Consider the following 19707-nt stretch of genomic DNA (forward strand, 5'->3'; position numbering starts at 1 on the left):
TATAATTAGATGTTTTACCGATATTTTGATAAATTGCGTTCTATAGAATATCTTGAGGCTTTTCGATGCGTATCCAGTCTATAGACTATCTTCGTGGTTTGATGTCATTGAGTATCGTGATCTATCATTTTTCCCTTTCTTTTACAAATTGGGGTTTTTCAGATTCAAATACGCTCTTAGGACGCTTGGGGATTTATGCCGTCACGGCATTTTATATAATTAGTGGAATGGCGCTATACCTTGCTCATCGCGCGGATAAATGGAGTTCTTCTCAATATGGCATTTTTATTGCGCGACGCTTTTTGAGGTTGGCGCCTGTCTATTGGGTAGCATTAATTGCTTTTACCGTCTTCTATTGCGGTTTTGTTAATGGATTTACTTTTGATAAATGGAGGTATGTTCAAAACATCTTCCTTTTGTTTGGTATTACAAACCCAACAAAATATATGATTATGGGAGGATGGTCTATAGGTAATGAGGTTGTTTTTTACCTTTTCTTTCCCATATTTATTGTCATGGTGAAAAACAGAATGCTGGCATCTGTACTGCTTGTATTATCAGTGTTGCTTCTTTTGTATTGTTCTTTCTTCATGATAAATCCATCGGTAACGTTAGCGCGACAGTGGGCGACATATATTAACCCATTGAATCAAGTGTATTACTTTATCTTTGGCATCCTTGCTGCAAAATGGTTCCTACCCTTAGTTGGAACGAATAAAAAAATATGCATCTCTCTCGCTCTTTTACTTTTTCTTATTTTTATCCTTTATCCGGCTAGTGGAAATCAAGCGATTATTATACATGGAATAACTAAGTTAGTATTCAGTATGATCACTCTAGGTTTGTGTGTGTTATTCTTCCTTATGCAAAACTTGCAGAATATTAAACCACTACATACAATACTTTATTTTCTTGGTAATGTATCCTACCCTTTATATTTACTCCATGGAGTATCATTTTTATACTTTCGGAAATGGTTTTTCTCAGCAGAAATGGATAACCAGCAACTAATTATATCAGGGTTGATATTGTTATTAGTCCTGTTAGTTTTATCATGGTTATGTCATATTGGTATTGAAAAGCCCGTTATCAGGCTGAGTAAATGCCTGTCTAATAACAAAGGGCAACATACTATAAATACTTCGACGTAAGATTATAGCGAAGCTAATCACGTCTTGGATGAGCTTCGCACTTTATGATAGTCTTGTTAATTTTACAATGGCTTTTATAGCGTTTAGGGTTACTAAAAAATGATTTGATTTCCTGGTTTTAATCAGAAAATCAATTATATTGGCATGAAGATTAATATAGACATAGCATGTGAAGCGAAACCATAACTATAAAAAGATTTATGTAATAGCAACCATTAAATGTGAAAAAAATGTTACTAAAAAGTAAAGAATGGTCACTTGTTCCATGTGTGTGCAACTTCGAGAGTTTTGCGTTGAATCAACAGATGGTAAAACTGAATTTTCCCAGGTGATTATCTCGCCTGGCGTAGCTATAACCAGCTTCTTTATGATCGGCTTAGATGCTAACCCGAAGCTTTTGTTTGAGTTTATCCATTGATCTCTCAACATTAAAATTAGAAAAGAAAAAACCCATCAACCTTGAACCGAAACGGCGGGGTTGATGGGCTCCACAAAATGGGGACATCAAAGAAAAGCAGTGGCATTACTTATGACTGATGTCAGATAAAAAAGTTCTGTAGTTCACATAAATTTTTTCTTCTGCTTGCAAACTTCAGTTTTATCCTAACGCCGGCCAGATGATGATGATGAGCGTGCCCGCCAGCGTCAGCAGTACGTTGGCTATCGCATAGGTGCCTGCATAGCCCAGCGCCGGGATGTTGCTGCGTGCAGTATCGCTGATGATTTCCATTGCCGGGGCACAGGTGCGGGCGCCCATCATGGCACCGAACAGCAGTGCGCGGTTCATTCGTAAAACATATGCCCCGAACAGGAAGCAGATCACCACCGGCACCAGGCTAACGATCAATCCGGCGATCAGCATTTGTCCGCCGACCGCGCCGAGGCTGTGGGTCAGGCCGCTACCCGCACTCAAGCCTACGCCTGCCATAAATACCATCAGACCGAACTCTTTCACCATGTTCAGTGCGCCCTGCGGAATATAGCCGAAAGTCGGATGGTTGGCACGCAGGAAGCCCAGCATGATCCCGGCGAACAGCAGACCGGCGGCGTTACCAATGCCAAAGCTAAAGGTACTGAACTGGAAGGAGATCATGCCGATCATCAGGCCGATGATGAAGAAAGCGCAGAAGGCGAGCAGGTCGGTCACCTGGCTGTGAATGGAGATAAACCCAATGCGGTCGGCAATGGTTTTCACCCGTCGGGTATCGCCACTAACCTGTAATACATCGCCTTTGTTAAGTACCACATTATCGTCGATTGGCATTTCTATCTGGCTGCGGATCACGCGGTTAAGGAAGCAGCCGTGGTCGGTCAGTTTCAGTTGCGCCAGACGGCGGCCAACGGCGTTATGGTTTTTCACCACGATCTCTTCCGTCACGATGCGCATGTCGAGCAGGTCGCGGTCGAAGACTTCTTTGCCGTTACGGAAGCTCGGGTCGAGCCGGGAATGGGCATCTGGATAGCCCACCAGCGCGATTTCGTCGCCCAGTTGCAATACCGCATCGCCATCTGGTGTTGCGAGGATCCCATTACGACGAATGCGCTCAATGTAGCAACCTGTCTGGCGATAAATTCCCAGTTCGCGCAGGTTTTTGCCATCCGCCCACGCGACCAGTTCAGGCCCGACGCGATAAGCACGAATGACCGGCAGGTAGACTTTGCGGTTGATGTCGGTATCGAGCCCGCGCTCGCGGGCGATTTGTTGCGCGCTGGTTTGCAGATCCTGGTGCTGCAGTTTTGGCAGATAGCGTGCGCCAACAATCAGACTCACCAGACCAATCAGATAGGTCAGCGCATAGCCAAGACTCAGATGGTCAAGCGCCGAGGAGAGTTGCGTTCCGGTCATGCCGGAATGGCGAAGTGTGTCGCCTGCGCCAACCAGCACCGGGGTTGAGGTCATCGAGCCGGCAAGCATACCGGCCGTCAGGCCAATATCCCAGCCAAACAGTTTTCCGAGCCCGAGCGCAATAATCAATGCGCTACCGACCATCACCAGCGCCAGCATCAGATAATTCTTACCGTCGCGAAAAAAAATAGAGAAAAAGTTAGGTCCGGCTTCCACACCTACACAAAAAATAAACAGCATAAAGCCCAAATTTAATGCATCAGTGTTAATGCTGAAATGCTGTTGACCTAATAAGAGGGAGACCACCAAAACGCCAATGGAATTACCAAGTTGGACCGGGCCCAGACGCAATTTTCCAAGACAAAGACCGAGCGTCAGTACCACAAATAATAACAGGATGTAATTCCCATTTAACAAATCTGCGACGTTTATATTCACGGAAGCTAACTTCTTGTTTACGAGTAAGTTGTTGAAAGAAATGGTTATTTGGGCTAAGGTTTCCCTCGAATCTGAAAGGGAAAATGCGCTTTTCCTGAAGCGGTAATAACCATCAAATTAAGCTCGTTAGTTTAATCGTTCCACGATGCTACGGCTAGTCACAATCGTTTTTATGCGTGTAAGCGCTTATTGGCATGGAATGCCTGAATGCTTTATCTGACTGGGGCCTTTCGGGGCAAATCGTGAGTTTGATAGAGATGCTGTCAGGAGGATTCTTTGAAGTCTGAACATGGCTGGGTAGGCGTGGCCTGCTGTTTCTTACTTTTTATTGTGGTCTGCTTTTCAGTTTCTTTGCATATGAAAGGCGCGTTTCCTGCGTCCGGTAATTCTGAATTGGGTTTACTCTTTTTCCTGATCCCTGGCGCGCTGGCGAGCATTATTTCCGTCAGGGGAAGCGTCGTGCGTCCGGTGCTGGGCGCGATTCTGGCGATGCCGTTATGTCTTCTGCTTATGCGCCTGTTTCTGGCGACACAACGTTCTTTCTGGCAGGAACTGGCATGGCTATTCAGTGCGGTATTCTGGTGCGCGCTGGGTGCGCTGTGCGGGTTATTTATCTGTAGCTTGCTGGGAAACAAACGCAGCCATCGTTGACGCCCCGGAGCGGGGCGTCAATAAAACGTTACGCGAACAGACCGAGATTCTCTTTCGCCCACGCTTCAAAATCTGTACAACCACCAATGTGTGTCTGATCAACAAAAATCTGCGGTACGGTTTCGACCGGTTTACCGACCGTTTTTTCCAGATCGGCTTTGGTGATCCCTTCCGCGTGAATATCAACATAACGGTAGTTGAAATCGTCACGTTCAGTGGTCAGTTTTTCAGCCAGTTCTTTTGCGCGAACACAGTAAGGGCAACCCGGACGACCAAAAATAACAGCAAACATTGTTTCTCTCCTTAACCTAAAGCCTGACGGCGAATAGCGCTTATGATGACGCCAGCGGCGTGCGAGGGAAAGAAGGTTTTACCTGTCGTTTCGATTGCTTAGGGTTTGTATTGATAATGACTCTTGTTATGCTCATCTGAAAAGAGTCTGCCGGAGAACATCCATGAAATCGCTCGGCGCGTTACCGAAAAGCGTCCTGATCCTCGAAGCGGCAGGGATGATATTGCTCGCCCTGGCGTGGTTGTCGCTGAATCAGTACATTCGTCTGCCTGCGCCTTTTACCAGCCAGATAGCGGCGGTGGTGATGATTTTCGTGGGCATTTTCCTGATGCTTCCGGCGGCTTTCGCACTGTTCTGGAAACTGGCGCAGGGTATAGCGCCACAACTGATGCAGGGCGACAAAACCTCTTCATATTCTGACAGGAAAAAACGTGATGACGCCGACCATTGATCTGCTATGCAGCCACCGATCCATCCGCCATTTTACCGATAAGCCCATCAGCGAGGCGCAGCGCAACGCTATTATCGCCAGTGCGCAGGCGGCTTCCAGCTCCAGCTTTCTGCAGTGCAGTTCGATCATTCGTGTTACCAACCCTGCACTACGCGCGCAGTTTGTCACCCTCACCGGAGGCCAGCAACATGTGGCGCAGGCGGCGGAGTTTTGGGTATTTTGCGCCGATTTTAACCGCCTGTTGCAAATCTGCCCTGATGCCAGTCTGGGAAGGGCGGAACAGTTATTGCTCGGTGCTGTGGATACCGCGATGATGGGGCAGAACGCGATGGCGGCGGCGGAGTCGTTAGGACTGGGCGGTGTTTTCATCGGCGGTATTCGTAATAGCATTGAAGCGGTGGGCGAGGCACTGAAAGTGCCGAAACATGTGCTGCCGCTGTTTGGTCTGTGCCTCGGCTGGCCTGCGGATGACCCCGGCGTGAAACCGCGAATGCCTGCTGCCATGTTGGTACATGAAAATGAATATCAGCCAGTCGATGAACAAATTCTGGCGCAATATGACGAGGAAATGGCCCGCTACTATCTGACGCGCGACAGCAATGCGCGTCGGGATACCTGGAGCGATCACATCCGCCGTACCGTCATTAAGGAAACGCGTCCGTTCATCCTGGATTACTTGCATAAACAAGGTTGGGCGACGCGCTAAAATCCCGTTCAGCCTGTGCCTGACTAAGTGTATGATACGCTTACTTTCCCCAGGTCTTTTTCAGACGTCAGAAGAGGTGCAGGATGAAGATTGCCATATTGTCCCGGGACGGAACGCTCTGGTCCTGTAAACGCCTGCGGGAGGCCGCGATGAAGCGCGGCCATCTGGTCGAAATCCTCGATCCGCTCTCCTGTTATATGAATATCAATCCGGCGGCCTCTTCTATCCATTACAAAGGCCGCCAGCTTCCCCATTTTGATGCCGTTATTCCGCGCATTGGCTCCGCCATTACTTATTACGGCACCGCAGCGCTGCGCCAGTTTGAAATGCTCGGCAGTTATCCGCTGAATGAATCAGTGGCGATCATGCGCGCGCGGGACAAACTGCGTTCATTGCAATTGATGGCGCGCCAGGGGATCGACCTGCCAGTGACTGGCATTGCCCATTCCCCGGACGATACCAGCGATCTCATCGACATGGTTGGCGGCGCACCGCTGGTGGTTAAGCTGGTGGAAGGGACTCAGGGGATTGGCGTGGTGCTGGCGGAGACACGCCAGGCGGCAGAAAGTGTGATTGACGCGTTTCGCGGGCTGAACGCGCACATCCTGGTGCAGGAGTATATCCAGGAGGCGAAAGGGCGTGACATCCGTTGTCTGGTGGTGGGCGATCAGGTGGTTGCCGCCATTGAACGCCGCGCAAAAGACGGCGATTTTCGTTCGAATCTGCATCGTGGTGGGGTGGCGACGATCGCCAACATTACGCCGCGTGAGCGGGAGATTGCCATCAAAGCCGCGCAAACGCTCGGTCTGGATGTCGCGGGCGTTGATATCCTTCGCGCTTCCCGTGGGCCGCTGGTGATGGAAGTGAATGCGTCACCGGGGCTGGAAGGCATTGAGAAAACCACGGGTATCGATATTGCCGGACGTATGATTCAATGGATTGAGCGCCATGCACAACCGGGATTCTGTCTGAAAACTGGCGGATGATGCCATTTTCGACGGCTTTCATAGTATATGTCAGACTTTATGCGTAATATGTGCCCCGTTATTTCTCAGCAAAAGGTTTCAGGCATATGGCTTCACTCGTCGTTCCGGGTCTTGACACGTTACGTCAGTGGCTCGATGAACTCGGCATAAACTTTTTCGAATGCGATACCTGTCAGGCGTTGCACCTGCCACATATGCAAAATTTCGACGGGATTTTCGATGCCAAAATTGATCTTCTTGATAATGTCATCCTCTTTTCCGCGCTTGCCGAAGTGAAGCCCTCCGCGCTGCTGACGCTTTCTGCCGATCTTTCTTCCATCAATGCCAGTTCGCTGACCATCAAAGCGTTCCTGGATATTCAGGATGATAATCTGCCAAAACTGGTGGTTTGCCAGTCTTTATCCGCCGGTGCCGGGGTGTCGCTTGAGCAATTCGCCTGGTTTGTCCGCCAGAGCGAAGAACAGATTTCGATGGTGATCCTTGAGGCTTCGGCGCATCAGTTGCTCTACAAACCGGAAGAAGAAGAATTGCCAAAAGAAGAGATTCAGTACCATTTTCTTCACTGATCCCCTCTGTGTTAAGCGCAGTCGCTGCCAGCGCGGCTGCCTGTTCCGTTTTATTATTCTGCATTTAACCTTCCATTAAAGAATTATTCACCACCATTCCGACCAGTAAGCTCTATCGAATAGAGTGATCTTGCATAAAAAATTGATAAAAGGCGTTTTTTAATCTGAGCTATAGCCTGCAACCCTGGCTACAGTTATTCTTGCGATGCCCCGGTGATATCCCATTAATAACGGTGGGATTACGCCGCTAAAGCGAGCTGTAACCGCAGGGGAGCGCCGTCTCTCCTTTTCTGAACACAATGACAAAATATGCATGGTTTTTGCATGCTTTCAGGCTCAAATATTTTGGTTCGTTTATTAACAATCGTTGAGAAGGAAAGAGATATGACCGCTTTTAGTAAGAAATGGTTAACCGGTCTGGTGACGGGTGCGCTGATGGCCGTGTCTGCTGGTTCGCTCGCGGCTGAACAGAAAACCCTGCATGTTTATAACTGGTCTGACTATATCGCGCCGGACACGGTGGCGAATTTTGAAAAAGAAACCGGTATTAAAGTTGTTTACGACGTATTTGACTCCAACGAAGTGCTGGAAGGCAAACTGATGGCGGGCAGTACCGGCTTTGACCTGGTCGTTCCGTCAGCCAGTTTCCTTGAGCGCCAGCTGGCGGCCGGCGTATTCCAGCCGCTCGACAAGAGCAAACTGCCCAACTGGAAAAACCTTGATCCGGAGTTGCTGAAGCTGATTGCACGTCACGACCCGGATAACAAATACGCGATGCCGTACATGTGGGCGACCACCGGTATTGGCTATAACGTTGATAAAGTCAAAGCCGCGTTGGGCACAGATGCCCCGCTGAACAGCTGGGACCTGGTTCTGAAACCGGAAAACCTGGAAAAACTGAAAAGCTGCGGTGTGTCCTTCCTCGACGCACCGGAAGAGGTATTTGCCACTGTGCTGAACTACCTTGGCAAAGATCCGAACAGCACCAAAGCGGATGACTACACCGGGCCGGCGACGGAGCTGCTGTTGAAGCTGCGTCCAAACATTCGTTACTTCCACTCTTCGCAATACATCAACGATCTGGCTAACGGCGATATCTGCGTCGCTATCGGCTGGGCAGGCGACGTGTGGCAGGCAGCAAACCGCGCGAAAGAAGCGAAAAACGGTGTGAATATTTCTTATTCCATCCCGAAAGAAGGGGCGCTGGCGTTCTTTGATGTGTTCGCGATGCCAGCAGATGCGAAAAACAAAGACGAAGCTTACCAGTTCCTGAACTACCTGCTGCGTCCGGACGTGATCGCGCATATCTCTGACCATGTTTACTACGCCAACGTCAATAAAGAGGCGACGGCGCTGGTGAGCGAAGAGGTGCGTACTAACCCGGGTATCTACCCGCCGGCAGATGTACAGGCCAAACTGTTCACCCTGAAAGTCCAGGATCCGAAGATTGACCGCGTACGCACCCGTGCATGGACGAAAGTCAAAAGCGGGAAGTAATTAAGCGCGTTTCGACAGTTTTACCCGCCGGGCAGGCTCCATCGACCGGCAACAGGCGCACCACAGCGGTGCGCCTGCACTACAAAGACTTTGTATGGCACCGGTCCATACTGATGCTTGTTTTTTGCCGGAGAGCACCCGATTGAATGACGCGACCCCCCGCCCACAGGCGAAAACCCGCAAAGCGCTGACCCCGCTGCTGGAAATCCGCAACCTGACGAAATCCTTCGACGGGCAACATGCCGTTGATGATGTCAGTCTGACTATCTACAAAGGCGAAATTTTCGCGCTGCTCGGCCCCTCAGGCTGCGGAAAATCCACGCTGCTGCGTATGCTGGCCGGGTTTGAACACCCCACGGCCGGGCAGATTGTGCTCGACGGCGTTGATCTCTCCAGCGTGCCGCCTTACCAGCGACCAATCAATATGATGTTTCAGTCCTATGCGCTGTTTCCGCACATGACGGTGGAGCAAAATATTGCGTTTGGCCTGAAGCAGGACAAACTGCCGAAAGCGGAAATCGCCAGTCGGGTGCAGGAGATGCTCACGCTGGTACATATGCAGGAGTTTGCCAAACGTAAACCGCACCAGCTCTCCGGTGGGCAACGTCAGCGCGTGGCGCTGGCGCGCAGTCTGGCGAAACGGCCAAAACTGCTGCTGCTCGACGAACCGATGGGCGCACTGGATAAAAAACTACGCGACCGGATGCAGCTTGAAGTGGTGGATATTCTTGAGCGCGTTGGTGTGACCTGCGTCATGGTGACTCACGATCAGGAAGAGGCGATGACCATGGCCGGGCGTATCGCCATCATGAACCGCGGCAAGTTCGTGCAGATTGGCGAGCCGGAAGAGATTTATGAGCATCCGACCACCCGCTACAGCGCAGAATTTATTGGCTCGGTGAATGTCTTTGAGGGGTTATTGAAAGATCGCCAGGACGATGGCCTGGTGATTGACTCGCCGGGGCTGGTGCATCCGCTGAAGGTCGACCCGGACGCCTCTGTGGTCGACAACGTACCGGTGTACGTCGCGCTGCGCCCGGAAAAAATCATGCTCTGCGAAGAACCGCCGGCGGATGGCTACAACTTTGCCGTCGGCGAAGTGGTGCACATCGCCTATCTTGGCGATCTCTCTATTTATCACGTGCGTCTCAAAAGCGGTCAGATGCTCAGCGCTCAGTTGCAGAATGCCCATCGCTACCGCAAAGGTCTGCCGACCTGGGGTGATGAAGTCCGGCTGTGCTGGGATGCTGACAGCTGTGTAGTCCTGACGGTGTAAGGAGGGGCGATGAGTACATTAGAACCACCGGTTCGCGCCGTAAAACCGACAGGGTTTGCGCCGTGGCTGGCGCGTATGCAGATGCTGCACGGTCGCAAGCTGGTGATAGCCCTGCCGTATATCTGGCTTATTCTGCTGTTCCTGTTGCCGTTCCTGATTGTGTTCAAAATCAGCCTTGCTGAAATGGCAAGGGCGATTCCGCCGTACACCGATCTCATCGAGTGGGCGGACGATCAGCTCTCGCTGACGCTCAATATCGGCAACTTCCTGCAACTGACCGATGACCCGCTCTATTTTGAAGCGTACCTGCAGTCGCTACAGGTGGCGGCGATCTCCACATTCTGCTGTCTGCTGCTGGGTTATCCACTAGCCTGGGCGGTGGCGCACAGCAAACCCTCCACGCGCAATATTCTGTTGCTACTGGTGATTTTGCCATCGTGGACCTCGTTTTTGATCCGCGTGTACGCCTGGATGGGGATCCTCAAAAACAATGGCGTGCTGAATAATTTCCTGATGTGGGCAGGCATTATCGACCAGCCGTTAACCATCCTGCACACCAACCTCGCGGTGTACATCGGAATTGTTTATGCCTATCTGCCGTTTATGGTGCTGCCGATTTATACCGCGCTGACCCGTATTGACTACTCGCTGGTGGAAGCGTCGCTCGATCTCGGCGCGCGCCCGCTGAAAACCTTCTTCAGCGTGATTGTGCCGTTGACGAAAGGCGGGATTATTGCCGGTTCGATGCTGGTGTTCATTCCGGCGGTCGGCGAGTTTGTAATCCCGGAACTGCTCGGCGGGCCTGACAGCATCATGATTGGTCGCGTGCTGTGGCAGGAATTCTTCAATAACCGTGACTGGCCGGTGGCATCCGCGGTTGCGATTATCATGTTGCTGCTGCTGATTGTGCCAATCATGTGGTTCCACAAACATCAGCAAAAACAGATGGGAGAACACGGATGAACAATCTGCCGGTAGTGCGCTCCCCGTGGCGTATTTTCATTCTGGTGCTCGGGTTTACGTTTCTGTATGCACCGATGCTGATGCTGGTGATCTACTCCTTCAACAGTTCAAAACTGGTGACTGTGTGGGCCGGCTGGTCCACGCGCTGGTACAGAGAGCTGTTTCATGACGACGCCATGATGAGCGCGGTGGGGCTGAGTCTGACCATTGCTGCGCTGGCGGCGACTATGGCGGCGATCCTTGGTACCATTGCCGCCGTGGTGATGGTGCGCTTCGGGCGTTTTCGCGGGTCAAACGGCTTTGCCTTTATGATCACCGCGCCGCTGGTTATGCCGGACGTGATCACCGGTTTGTCGCTGTTGCTGCTGTTTGTCGCCCTCGGTCACGCCATCGGCTGGCCGTCTGAGCGTGGTATGCTGACCATCTGGCTGGCGCATGTCACTTTCTGCACGGCGTATGTGGCGGTGGTGATCTCCTCGCGCCTGCGTGAACTGGATCGCTCCATTGAAGAGGCTGCAATGGATCTCGGCGCCACGCCGCTGAAGGTCTTTTTCATCATTACGCTACCGATGATCATGCCCGCAGTGATTTCCGGCTGGTTGCTGGCGTTCACGCTGTCGCTTGATGATTTGGTGATTGCGAGCTTCGTCTCCGGCCCCGGTGCCACCACGTTGCCGATGCTGGTCTTCTCCAGCGTGCGCATGGGGGTCAATCCGGAAATTAACGCCCTGGCATCGCTGATCCTCGGTGTGGTGGGTATTGTTGGTTTAATCGCCTGGTATCTGATGGCTCGCGCAGAAAAGCAGCGGGTGCGCGATATCCAGCGTGCAAGACGTGGCTGAAGGATTTACTATTTCCTCCGCGAAAGTGCCGCGCCCGTCGCGGCACGGTTTTCAGGGAAGTAAGCTGTGGGATTTTTTACCAAAACACGTCAGTCGCATGCTCGCATAAACGTCCCTGCCATTGTGCAGGTGGCGGCGCTCGCCATCATCATGATCCGGGCGCTGGATTTTCTGATGATCTTTAACCTGCTCGGTGTACGCGGCCTCGGAGAATTTATTCACCGTAGCGTGCAGACATGGAGCCTGACGCTGGTTTTCCTCAGTAGTCTGGTACTGGTGTTCATCGAAATTTACTGCGCTTTTTCGCTGGTAAAAGGGCGCAACTGGGCGCGCTGGCTGTATCTGCTGACGCAAATTATTACCACTGGTTATCTATGGGCGTCGTCGCTCGGGTATGGTTATCCGGAACTTTTCAGTATTGCCGGGGGCTCGAAACGGGAAATTTTCCGCTCGCTGATGATGCAAAAACTTCCCGATATTCTGGTGCTGCTTCTGCTTTTTATCCCCTCCGCGAGTCGTCGGTTTTTCCGCTTACAATAACGGTGATACAATCCCCGCCCCTGAATTCGTTAAGGCTTTAGTATGCAGTGCGCACTCTATGATGCTGATCGTTGTCGCTCCTGTCAGTGGATAGCGCAGCCGATCAGCGAACAACTCGCGGCAAAAATGGATAATCTCCGCCACTTGCTGGCGTCCATGCCGGTGGCTGAGTGGTGTGCGCCCGTCAGCGGTCCGGAACAGGGGTTTCGTAATAAAGCTAAAATGGTGGTCAGTGGCAGCGTGGAAAAACCGCTGCTTGGCATGCTGCACCGCGACGGCACGCCGGAAGATCTTACCGCCTGTCCGCTCTATCCGGCTTCGTTTTACCCGGTGTTCGCCGCCCTCAAGCCGTTTATCGCCCGGGCAGGGCTGACGCCCTATAACGTCGCCCGTAAACGCGGCGAGCTGAAATATCTGTTGCTGACCGAAAGCCAGCGCGATGGCGGCATGATGCTGCGTTTTGTGCTGCGTTCAGAAAATAAGCTGGAACAATTACGTGCAGCGCTGCCGTGGCTGCAGGCGCAGCTCCCACAACTTAAGGTGATCACCGCGAATATTCAGCCGGTGCATATGGCAATCATGGAAGGGGAGCAGGAGATCTTCTTCACGGAGCAGCAGGCGCTGGCGGAGACGTTTAACGGCATACCGTTGTGGATCCGTCCACATAGCTTTTTCCAGACCAACCCGACGGTGGCGAGCCAGTTGTATGCCACCGCGCGTGACTGGGTGCGGCAACTTCCGGTGCAGCATATGTGGGATCTGTTCTGTGGCGTCGGTGGTTTTGGTCTGCATTGCGCGACACCGGAAATGACCTTAACCGGTATTGAAATTTCGCCAGAAGCCATTACTTGCGCGAAACAGTCCGCAGCAGAACTGGGATTGCAAAACCTGCATTTTCAGGCGCTGGACTCCACAAGATTTGCCACCGGCCAGGGTGATGTTCCTGATCTGGTACTGGTCAACCCGCCACGTCGGGGCATTGGTAAAGCGCTGTGCGACTACCTGAGCCAGGTGGCACCGTCATATATACTTTATTCGAGTTGTAATGCGCAGACGATGACCATTGATTTCCGCCATCTTCCGGGGTATCGCGTGGAGCGTGTGCAGTTGTTCGATATGTTTCCGCACACTGCGCATTACGAAGTGCTGACGCTACTGGTTCGTGTGGACCAGAAATAAACCGGGCAACATAGCGTTGCCCGGTAGTAAGAGAATTATTTGACCTGCTGGCCTGGCTGTGCGCCGCTGTCCGGGCTTAACAGGAAGATGTCTTTCCCGCCAGGACCGGCGGCCATCACCATCCCTTCAGAGATGCCAAAGCGCATTTTACGCGGCGCCAGGTTGGCGACCATCACTGTCAGACGCCCAATCAGCGCCTGCGGATCCGGGTAAGCTGAGCGGATGCCGGAGAAGACGTTACGCTTCTCACCGCCGAGATCCAGCGTCAGGCGCAGCAGTTTGTCGGAGCCGTCAACGAACTCTGCGTGTTCAATCAGTGCGATGCGCATATCCACTTTCGCGAAATCATCAAAAGTGATGGTTTCCTGAATCGGATCATCCGCCAGCGGACCAGTGATCGGAGCGGCAGCGGCTTTCACCTCTTCTTTCGAAGCTTCTACCAGTGCTTCCACCTGCTTCATCTCAATGCGGTTATACAGCGCTTTGAAGGCGTTGACTTTGTGACTGAGCAACGGCTGCTGGATAGCGTCCCAGGTCAGTTCGGTGTTGAGGAACGCTTCGGCACGTTCGGTCAGTGACGGCAGCACCGGCTTCAGCCACGTCATCAGCACGCGGAACATATTGAGGCCCATGGTGCAGATGGCCTGCAGATCGGCATCGCGACCTTCCTGCTTCGCCACCACCCACGGCGCTTGTTCGTCAACATAGCGGTTGGCGACATCGGCCAGCGCCATGATTTCACGGATCGCTTTACCGAATTCACGGCTTTCCCAGGCTTCACCAATGGTGTCAGCGGCGTCAACGAAAGTCTGATACAACGCCGGGTCAGCCAGTTCAGCGGCCAGCACACCGTCGAAACGTTTAGCGATAAAACCTGCGTTACGGGACGCCAGGTTAACCACTTTATTGACGATGTCAGCATTCACGCGCTGCACGAAATCTTCCAGGTTCAGGTCGATGTCGTCAATGCGGGAAGAGAGTTTCGCCGTATAGTAGTAGCGAAGACTGTCGGCATCAAAATGGTTCAGCCAGGTGCTGGCTTTAATGAAAGTGCCGCGTGATTTTGACATCTTCGCGCCGTTTACCGTCACATAGCCGTGAACGAACAGGTTGGTCGGCTTGCGGAAACCGCTGCCTTCCAGCATTGCCGGCCAGAACAGACTGTGGAAGTAAACGATGTCTTTTCCGATGAAGTGATACAGCTCGGCATCGGAGTCTTTCTTCCAGTACTCGTCAAAGCTGACGGTGTCGCCGCGCTTGTCGCACAGGTTCTTAAAGGAGCCCATGTAGCCGATTGGCGCATCCAGCCAGACGTAGAAATATTTACCCGGCGCGTTCGGAATTTCAAAACCGAAGTACGGCGCATCACGGGAGATATCCCACTGTTGCAGGCCGGACTCAAACCACTCCTGCATTTTGTTTGCCACCTGTTCCTGCAACGCACCACTGCGGGTCCACGCCTGCAGCATTTCGCTGAACGACGGCAGGTCAAAGAAGAAGTGTTCGGATTCACGCATCACAGGCGTCGCGCCGGAGACCACGGATTTCGGATCGATAAGTTCGGTCGGGCTGTAGGTCGCGCCACACACTTCGCAGTTATCGCCGTACTGATCCGGGGATTTACATCTCGGGCAGGTGCCTTTCACAAAACGGTCCGGCAGGAACATGCCTTTTTCCGGATCGTAGAGCTGAGAAATGGTGCGGTTTTTAATAAAACCGTTCTCTTTCAGACGCGTATAAATCAGTTCCGACAGCTCGCGGTTTTCATCGCTGTGCGTGGAGTGATAGTTGTTATAGCTGATCTCAAAGCCAGCAAAATCGGTCTGATGCTCCTGACTCATTTCGGCAATCATCTGCTCCGGGGTGATCCCCAGTTGCTGCGCTTTCAGCATGATCGGCGTGCCGTGGGCATCGTCGGCGCAGATGAAATTCACCTCGTGGCCGCGCATTCGCTGGTAACGGACCCAGACATCAGCCTGGATATGCTCCAGCATGTGGCCGAGGTGGATTGAGCCGTTGGCGTACGGCAGCGCGCACGTTACCAGAATTTTTTTCGCGACATGAGTCATAGTGGATATTACTTCTTTGATAGTGAAAAGGGCTTTCGATATTACCAAAAGGGCCATTATTAAGTAAGCACAAACCTGAGCCTTTCAGGTAAACTTGTTGATTAACGCGTTTACTCACAAGAACAAAGGAGTCGGGATGAGTTCACAATCCCAGGCCACTTCCCCGGAGCGCCTGCGCGCAATGGTCGCCGGGACGCTGGCCAATTTTCAGCACCCAACCCTGAAGCACAACCTGACGACGCTGAAGGCGTTGCATCATGTCGCTCTGTTAGACGACGTTGTGCACATTGAAATTCAGATGCCGTTTGTCTGGCAGAGCGCGTTCGAAGCGCTGAAAGATGAATGCAGCGCTGAGCTGCTGCGCATCACCGGCGCGAAAGCGATCGACTGGAAGCTGTCGCACAGCATCGCCACGATGAAACGCGTGAAGAATCAGCCTGGCGTCAACGGCGTGAAGAATATTATTGCAGTCAGTTCCGGTAAAGGCGGGGTGGGGAAATCCTCCACCGCGGTAAACCTGGCGCTGGCACTGGCGGCGGAAGGCGCGAATGTCGGTATTCTTGATGCTGATATCTACGGCCCGTCGGTACCGATGATGTTAGGCGCAGAAGATCAGCGCCCGACGTCACCAGACGGCACCCACATGGCGCCAATCATGAAATTTGGTCTGGCGACCAACTCTATTGGCTATCTGGTCACTGACGACAATGCCATGGTGTGGCGCGGCCCGATGGCCAGTAAGGCGCTGTTGCAGATGCTACAGGAAACCCTTTGGCCGGATCTCGACTATCTGGTGCTGGACATGCCGCCAGGCACCGGTGATATCCAGCTGACGCTGGCGCAGAATATTCCGGTTACCGGCGCGGTTGTGGTGACGACGCCGCAGGACGTAGCGCTGATCGACGCCAAAAAAGGCATTGTGATGTTTGAGAAAGTCGATCTGCCGGTACTGGGGATTGTCGAAAACATGAGCATGCATATCTGCAGCAACTGCGGTCATCATGAGCCGATTTTCGGCACCGGTGGCGCAGAGAAGCTGGCGCAGCAGTATCATACCGAGCTGCTCGGCCAGATGCCGCTGCATATCAGCCTGCGTGAAGATCTCGATCGCGGTACGCCGACGGTGGTCAGTCGCCCGGAGAGTGAATTTACCGCGTCCTATCGTCAGCTGGCTGGCCGTGTGGCCTCACAGTTGTACTGGATGGGCGAAGTGATCCCGAGCGAGATTTCGTTCCGCGCGGTGTAATGACAGAGGGTGCTACGCATGTGGCGTAGCACCTGTCCGTTAACGGTGGTAGAAAATATCACCGTCGTAGGCTTTCAGGATTTTGCCGTCCGCTTCCGAAACCAGTACGTAGTTCTCACCCATGTAAGTCCAGTACGTTCCCGCATCCGGTGCTGGCAGATTACGTAACTGCCACTGTTTTATCTTGTATTCATCAGTACGATACAGTTCCGGTACCGTGTCACCGATTTTGAAATGAGTGAAATCGGCGATGAAACCATCAAGTTCATATTTCTGAATGCCTGACGTCGATACCGTTGCCGGCGCGGCCCAGGTTGCGCCCGTCACTGCCAGCAGTGCGCTGAGAAACAGCAATCTACACTTACCCATTATTTCTCCACAAAATCAGTCTGGTACCAGCCCCACAAAACCACAGACGTGAGCAGGGGAAAGATCATCTTAAGCGAACCAGAGAATAATATGTTCAGGGAAAATTGTAACCAGGTTGAACATAAGCGCTATGGATAACCGGATTTCTCTGAACTTCTCCATCTCTGTCAGCTGGCGAACCCCCGATTTCTGCATAGCGCTTGCATCCTGCGGATGACCTGCTTATTCTGCAAGTTGAAATACTATGACTCGGGGTGCCCTTCCTTGTGAAGGCTGAGAAATACCCGTACCACCTGATCTGGATAATGCCAGCGTAGGGTGCTAGTTTTTGTTATATATCAAGTAGTTAAACACACTTCTGTTCAATCAATTCTTATCACTGAAACAGAGGCTGTGAAGATTTTGCTTACTAAACGTATTCGTTATACCTTCCTTCGAGATTCAATCTACTACCTTCAATTCTGTTTGCCTGACGGCAAGATGTTTAGACGTTCACTAGGGACTGATAGCCAGAGGGAAGCTAATGCATTGATGATAGCTTTAATGCCTTCTGTTATTCAGGCAAAGGAGGGGACACTGCCTCCCGATGCACTTTCTATTCAACTCGAAGAGTTGAGCAAAATGCGGATGCTCCAAAGAGCCACAAGGATTTTTCCTGCTGTATCTGTTAAGCCCGACATGGTAGCGCCGACGATTGAGCCAGCAGAAGAAAGACAAATTACATTAGGAGAAGCGTGGAAGCAATACATACAGGACAAAGGCAAGCATTGGACATCATCCATTCACTCAGCTAATGAGCGTTATATGGAGGTGATGCTAGCTGTGTTAGGAGAGGATAAGAATATACAGCACATCACTAAGCAGGATATCAAACAGGTGATGGAAGTTATTGAAGGGCTTCCTAAGCGAGTAGTTCAGCCATACCGCTCAATGACAATAGAGCAGTTAATTAATTGTGACGATGTTCCCGATGAACATTTGCTAGGAACTGAGGCAATACATAAGCACCTCAAAATCTATAAATCTCTCTTCAAAACCTATTTAACTAACGATAAGTCAATTCTCCATGTATCACCCACTGACGGCCTTACTGCCCCTCCCTCGGCGGTACGATATGGGGCATACACTAATAGTGAGATGAAACGTTTTGTTAGCTACGCAATTGAAGAGGCAAAACCTGAGTGGCTTAAATGGATTATCTTGTTGCTGGCGTATACAGGCGCTAGGAGAGGTGAGCTAGCTACACTGACAGTATCCCAAGTGTGCTTTGATGATGATAGTAATCGTCACTTCCTGCTTATCAAGGAGGGTAAAACAGATAACGCAGTGAGGCAGGTTCCTTTGCATCAACATCTTATTGAGTTAGGTTTTCTGGAGTATGTTAGAGGGAAGGGAGATAAGCTGTTTCCAGAGGTGGCGGGAAGTAATATGGCTAAGATTGGCAAGGTGCTATCTGACATCAGAGACGCTCTGGACATCCCATACAGGGACATACACAATCAGAGGCGTATTGTTCATAGTTTCCGGCATAGCGTTGTTACTGCTGCCTCTGGTTGGATGAATGACATTACACACTTGCAACAAGTAATAGGGCATGAGAAAACAGGGACGGGGATAACTAGAAGATATTTACACACCTTCCCACTGTCAGTTGTATGTCATATCATTGACGGATTGAACTGGCGTTAAACGCCTCTTGACTAACACAGCGATAAGGCAAAGTATCTATGGCTAAGCCGTTCTCTCAAAGATATGGATATGTGAAAGTTGAAGAAGTCATACAAGTTTCTGATTTAGATGATGAAACACGAAGAGCAATATGGAACTGCCTTTATGTGACATTTTTCGATAACAGTAATTTTAGTAATTATGCAGTAAATTGTGCAAAAATGGTTTGGACATACCACTTTAATTTTGATGCGGATAAGATTCCTTCATATGATAAAGATTACCCCCCTCGCGCATCCCTTTTGACAACAATAAAAAAATACATTTACGCATGTGAATGGTTTCATCTTTTTGACCTCATCGAGTTTTTAGTTGAAAATACCTCGTTGCTATCAAAAGTTGCTTTGGATAAATATCTTAATCATGTCTTTAGAAAATTTGGCGTCGGTTATACTATTATTAACGGCTTAGTTACCCCTGTTTCCGACGAAGTCGAAATTGAGAGTGTGCAAAAAGCTATTGATAATAATATTGAATCTTCAAAATACCATTTGCAAAGGGCGTTGGAACTTCTATCAGATAGAGAGCAACCGGACTTTAGAAACTCAATTAAGGAATCTATTTCAGCTATAGAATCTTTGTGTCGTAAGATAACAGGGGATGATAAAGGGACTCTGGGTAAATTAATCAAGGTTGTAGAGGAGAAGGGCTATATTCACCAATCTATGAAAAATGCCTTTTCTAGCCTTTACGGATATACCAGTGATACGGGCGGGATAAGACATTCACTAACGGATGCTGGAGAGAATCCAACACTTGAGGATGCTCGTTATATGCTAGTTATCTGTAGTGCGTTCAGTAACTACCTTATTTCAAAGATGGGTGACTAGCTATCAATGTGCGGGACACTTAAACATGTCTCGCATGTTAATGCGTCTGCTGTAATCTTTTTACCTACCCTATAGCAAATT

At 50.9% G+C, this 19707-nt stretch carries 19 protein-coding genes and 1 riboswitch; of the genes, 15 read left to right on the top strand and 4 right to left on the bottom strand.

Annotation, left to right across the window (positions count from 1 at the left end; all coding sequences use genetic code 11):
* The first annotated feature begins 65 nt into the window (after positions 1–65).
* A complete protein-coding gene (locus GTGU_RS17545; RefSeq protein ID WP_051857385.1) occupies positions 66–1151 on the top strand; it encodes an acyltransferase family protein in 1086 nt (361 codons plus the stop codon).
* 598 nt (positions 1152–1749) lie between these two features.
* Here the strand turns inward: GTGU_RS17545 and GTGU_RS17550 are convergent.
* Positions 1750–3435, bottom strand: coding sequence for an aspartate:alanine antiporter (locus GTGU_RS17550; RefSeq protein WP_038159978.1), 1686 nt, complete (start codon positions 3433–3435; stop codon positions 1750–1752).
* A 276-nt stretch (positions 3436–3711) separates the two neighbouring features.
* Here GTGU_RS17550 and ybjM point away from each other — a divergent pair, with 276 nt between their 5' ends.
* On the top strand, positions 3712–4086 hold the full coding sequence (ybjM, locus tag GTGU_RS17555; protein WP_038159979.1) for an inner membrane protein YbjM: 375 nt from the start codon (positions 3712–3714) through the stop codon (positions 4084–4086).
* Positions 4087–4114: 28 nt separating this feature from the next.
* Here the strand turns inward: ybjM and GTGU_RS17560 are convergent, their stop codons facing one another.
* Complete coding sequence (locus tag GTGU_RS17560; protein WP_038159980.1) at positions 4115–4378, bottom strand: GrxA family glutaredoxin; 264 nt, start codon at positions 4376–4378, stop codon at positions 4115–4117.
* Between the two features lie 163 nt (positions 4379–4541).
* Between GTGU_RS17560 and GTGU_RS17565 the strand changes: the two genes are divergently transcribed.
* From GTGU_RS17565 to rlmC, 10 genes are all read left to right on the top strand, one after another.
* Positions 4542–4829 (top strand): YbjC family protein, encoded by a 288-nt coding sequence (locus GTGU_RS17565; protein ID WP_038159983.1) that lies wholly within the window; start codon positions 4542–4544, stop codon positions 4827–4829.
* Positions 4813–5535, top strand: a complete 723-nt coding sequence (gene nfsA / locus GTGU_RS17570; protein WP_038159991.1) for an oxygen-insensitive NADPH nitroreductase — start codon at positions 4813–4815, stop codon at positions 5533–5535. The genes GTGU_RS17565 and nfsA overlap by 17 nt, the downstream gene beginning before the upstream one ends.
* Before the next feature lie 83 nt (positions 5536–5618).
* Positions 5619–6521, top strand: a complete 903-nt coding sequence (gene rimK / locus GTGU_RS17575; protein WP_038159999.1) for a 30S ribosomal protein S6--L-glutamate ligase — start codon at positions 5619–5621, stop codon at positions 6519–6521.
* An 86-nt stretch (positions 6522–6607) separates the two neighbouring features.
* Positions 6608–7087 carry a type III secretion system chaperone family protein gene (locus GTGU_RS17580; protein ID WP_038160005.1) on the top strand — a complete coding sequence of 160 codons (480 nt, stop codon included), beginning with the start codon at positions 6608–6610 and terminating at the stop codon, positions 7085–7087.
* A gap of 384 nt (positions 7088–7471) precedes the next feature.
* Positions 7472–8584: a spermidine/putrescine ABC transporter substrate-binding protein PotF gene (gene potF / locus GTGU_RS17585; protein ID WP_038160008.1), complete on the top strand. Its 1113-nt coding sequence runs from the start codon at positions 7472–7474 to the stop codon at positions 8582–8584.
* 142 nt (positions 8585–8726) lie between these two features.
* Positions 8727–9860 (top strand): putrescine ABC transporter ATP-binding subunit PotG, encoded by a 1134-nt coding sequence (potG, locus tag GTGU_RS17590; protein WP_038160012.1) that lies wholly within the window; start codon positions 8727–8729, stop codon positions 9858–9860.
* Between the two features lie 9 nt (positions 9861–9869).
* On the top strand, positions 9870–10823 hold the full coding sequence (gene potH, locus GTGU_RS17595; protein ID WP_038160015.1) for a putrescine ABC transporter permease PotH: 954 nt from the start codon (positions 9870–9872) through the stop codon (positions 10821–10823).
* Entirely contained in the window at positions 10820–11665 is an 846-nt protein-coding gene (gene potI / locus GTGU_RS17600) for a putrescine ABC transporter permease PotI (protein ID WP_038160016.1), read from the top strand. The genes potH and potI overlap by 4 nt, the downstream gene beginning before the upstream one ends.
* Positions 11666–11731: 66 nt before the next feature.
* Entirely contained in the window at positions 11732–12205 is a 474-nt protein-coding gene (locus GTGU_RS17605) for a YbjO family protein (protein WP_038160017.1), read from the top strand.
* Positions 12206–12247: 42 nt separating this feature from the next.
* Complete coding sequence (gene rlmC, locus GTGU_RS17610; protein ID WP_038160019.1) at positions 12248–13384, top strand: 23S rRNA (uracil(747)-C(5))-methyltransferase RlmC; 1137 nt, start codon at positions 12248–12250, stop codon at positions 13382–13384.
* 35 nt (positions 13385–13419) lie between these two features.
* Here the strand turns inward: rlmC and metG are convergent, their stop codons facing one another.
* On the bottom strand, positions 13420–15453 hold the full coding sequence (metG, locus tag GTGU_RS17615) for a methionine--tRNA ligase (RefSeq protein ID WP_038160027.1): 2034 nt from the start codon (positions 15451–15453) through the stop codon (positions 13420–13422).
* Positions 15454–15589: 136 nt separating this feature from the next.
* Here metG and apbC point away from each other — a divergent pair, with 136 nt between their 5' ends.
* Positions 15590–16699: an iron-sulfur cluster carrier protein ApbC gene (apbC, locus tag GTGU_RS17620; RefSeq protein ID WP_038160031.1), complete on the top strand. Its 1110-nt coding sequence runs from the start codon at positions 15590–15592 to the stop codon at positions 16697–16699.
* Positions 16700–16738: 39 nt separating this feature from the next.
* Here the strand turns inward: apbC and GTGU_RS17625 are convergent, their stop codons facing one another.
* Positions 16739–17068, bottom strand: coding sequence for an RcnB family protein (locus GTGU_RS17625; protein WP_038160039.1), 330 nt, complete (start codon positions 17066–17068; stop codon positions 16739–16741).
* 240 nt (positions 17069–17308) lie between these two features.
* A riboswitch (TPP riboswitch) is annotated at positions 17309–17405 on the top strand.
* A gap of 65 nt (positions 17406–17470) precedes the next feature.
* Here GTGU_RS17625 and GTGU_RS17630 point away from each other — a divergent pair.
* Both GTGU_RS17630 and GTGU_RS17635 read left to right on the top strand, forming a co-directional pair.
* A complete protein-coding gene (locus tag GTGU_RS17630) occupies positions 17471–18757 on the top strand; it encodes a tyrosine-type recombinase/integrase (RefSeq protein WP_038160178.1) in 1287 nt (428 codons plus the stop codon).
* Between the two features lie 38 nt (positions 18758–18795).
* Positions 18796–19626, top strand: a complete 831-nt coding sequence (locus GTGU_RS17635; protein ID WP_038160049.1) for an AbiJ-NTD4 domain-containing protein — start codon at positions 18796–18798, stop codon at positions 19624–19626.
* Positions 19627–19707: the final 81 nt, after the last annotated feature.

This window comes from Trabulsiella guamensis ATCC 49490, from assembly GCF_000734965.1.
Classification (GTDB): Bacteria; Pseudomonadota; Gammaproteobacteria; order Enterobacterales; family Enterobacteriaceae; genus Trabulsiella; species Trabulsiella guamensis.

What these genes read in the sequence shown, in the direction of transcription:
- potF (WP_038160008.1), top strand. Translation starts at nt 7,472, where the DNA reads ATGACCGCTTTTAGTAAGAAATGGTTAACCGGTCTGGTGACGGGTGCG.
- potH (WP_038160015.1), top strand. Translation starts at nt 9,870, where the DNA reads ATGAGTACATTAGAACCACCGGTTCGCGCCGTAAAACCGACAGGGTTT.
- GTGU_RS17635 (WP_038160049.1), top strand. Translation starts at nt 18,796, where the DNA reads ATGGCTAAGCCGTTCTCTCAAAGATATGGATATGTGAAAGTTGAAGAA.
- GTGU_RS17565 (WP_038159983.1), top strand. Translation starts at nt 4,542, where the DNA reads ATGAAATCGCTCGGCGCGTTACCGAAAAGCGTCCTGATCCTCGAAGCG.
- GTGU_RS17580 (WP_038160005.1), top strand. Translation starts at nt 6,608, where the DNA reads ATGGCTTCACTCGTCGTTCCGGGTCTTGACACGTTACGTCAGTGGCTC.
- rlmC (WP_038160019.1), top strand. Translation starts at nt 12,248, where the DNA reads ATGCAGTGCGCACTCTATGATGCTGATCGTTGTCGCTCCTGTCAGTGG.
- GTGU_RS17560 (WP_038159980.1), bottom strand. Translation starts at nt 4,378, where the DNA reads ATGTTTGCTGTTATTTTTGGTCGTCCGGGTTGCCCTTACTGTGTTCGC.
- nfsA (WP_038159991.1), top strand. Translation starts at nt 4,813, where the DNA reads ATGACGCCGACCATTGATCTGCTATGCAGCCACCGATCCATCCGCCAT.
- apbC (WP_038160031.1), top strand. Translation starts at nt 15,590, where the DNA reads ATGAGTTCACAATCCCAGGCCACTTCCCCGGAGCGCCTGCGCGCAATG.
- GTGU_RS17545 (WP_051857385.1), top strand. Translation starts at nt 66, where the DNA reads ATGCGTATCCAGTCTATAGACTATCTTCGTGGTTTGATGTCATTGAGT.
- rimK (WP_038159999.1), top strand. Translation starts at nt 5,619, where the DNA reads ATGAAGATTGCCATATTGTCCCGGGACGGAACGCTCTGGTCCTGTAAA.
- GTGU_RS17625 (WP_038160039.1), bottom strand. Translation starts at nt 17,068, where the DNA reads ATGGGTAAGTGTAGATTGCTGTTTCTCAGCGCACTGCTGGCAGTGACG.
- potI (WP_038160016.1), top strand. Translation starts at nt 10,820, where the DNA reads ATGAACAATCTGCCGGTAGTGCGCTCCCCGTGGCGTATTTTCATTCTG.
- metG (WP_038160027.1), bottom strand. Translation starts at nt 15,453, where the DNA reads ATGACTCATGTCGCGAAAAAAATTCTGGTAACGTGCGCGCTGCCGTAC.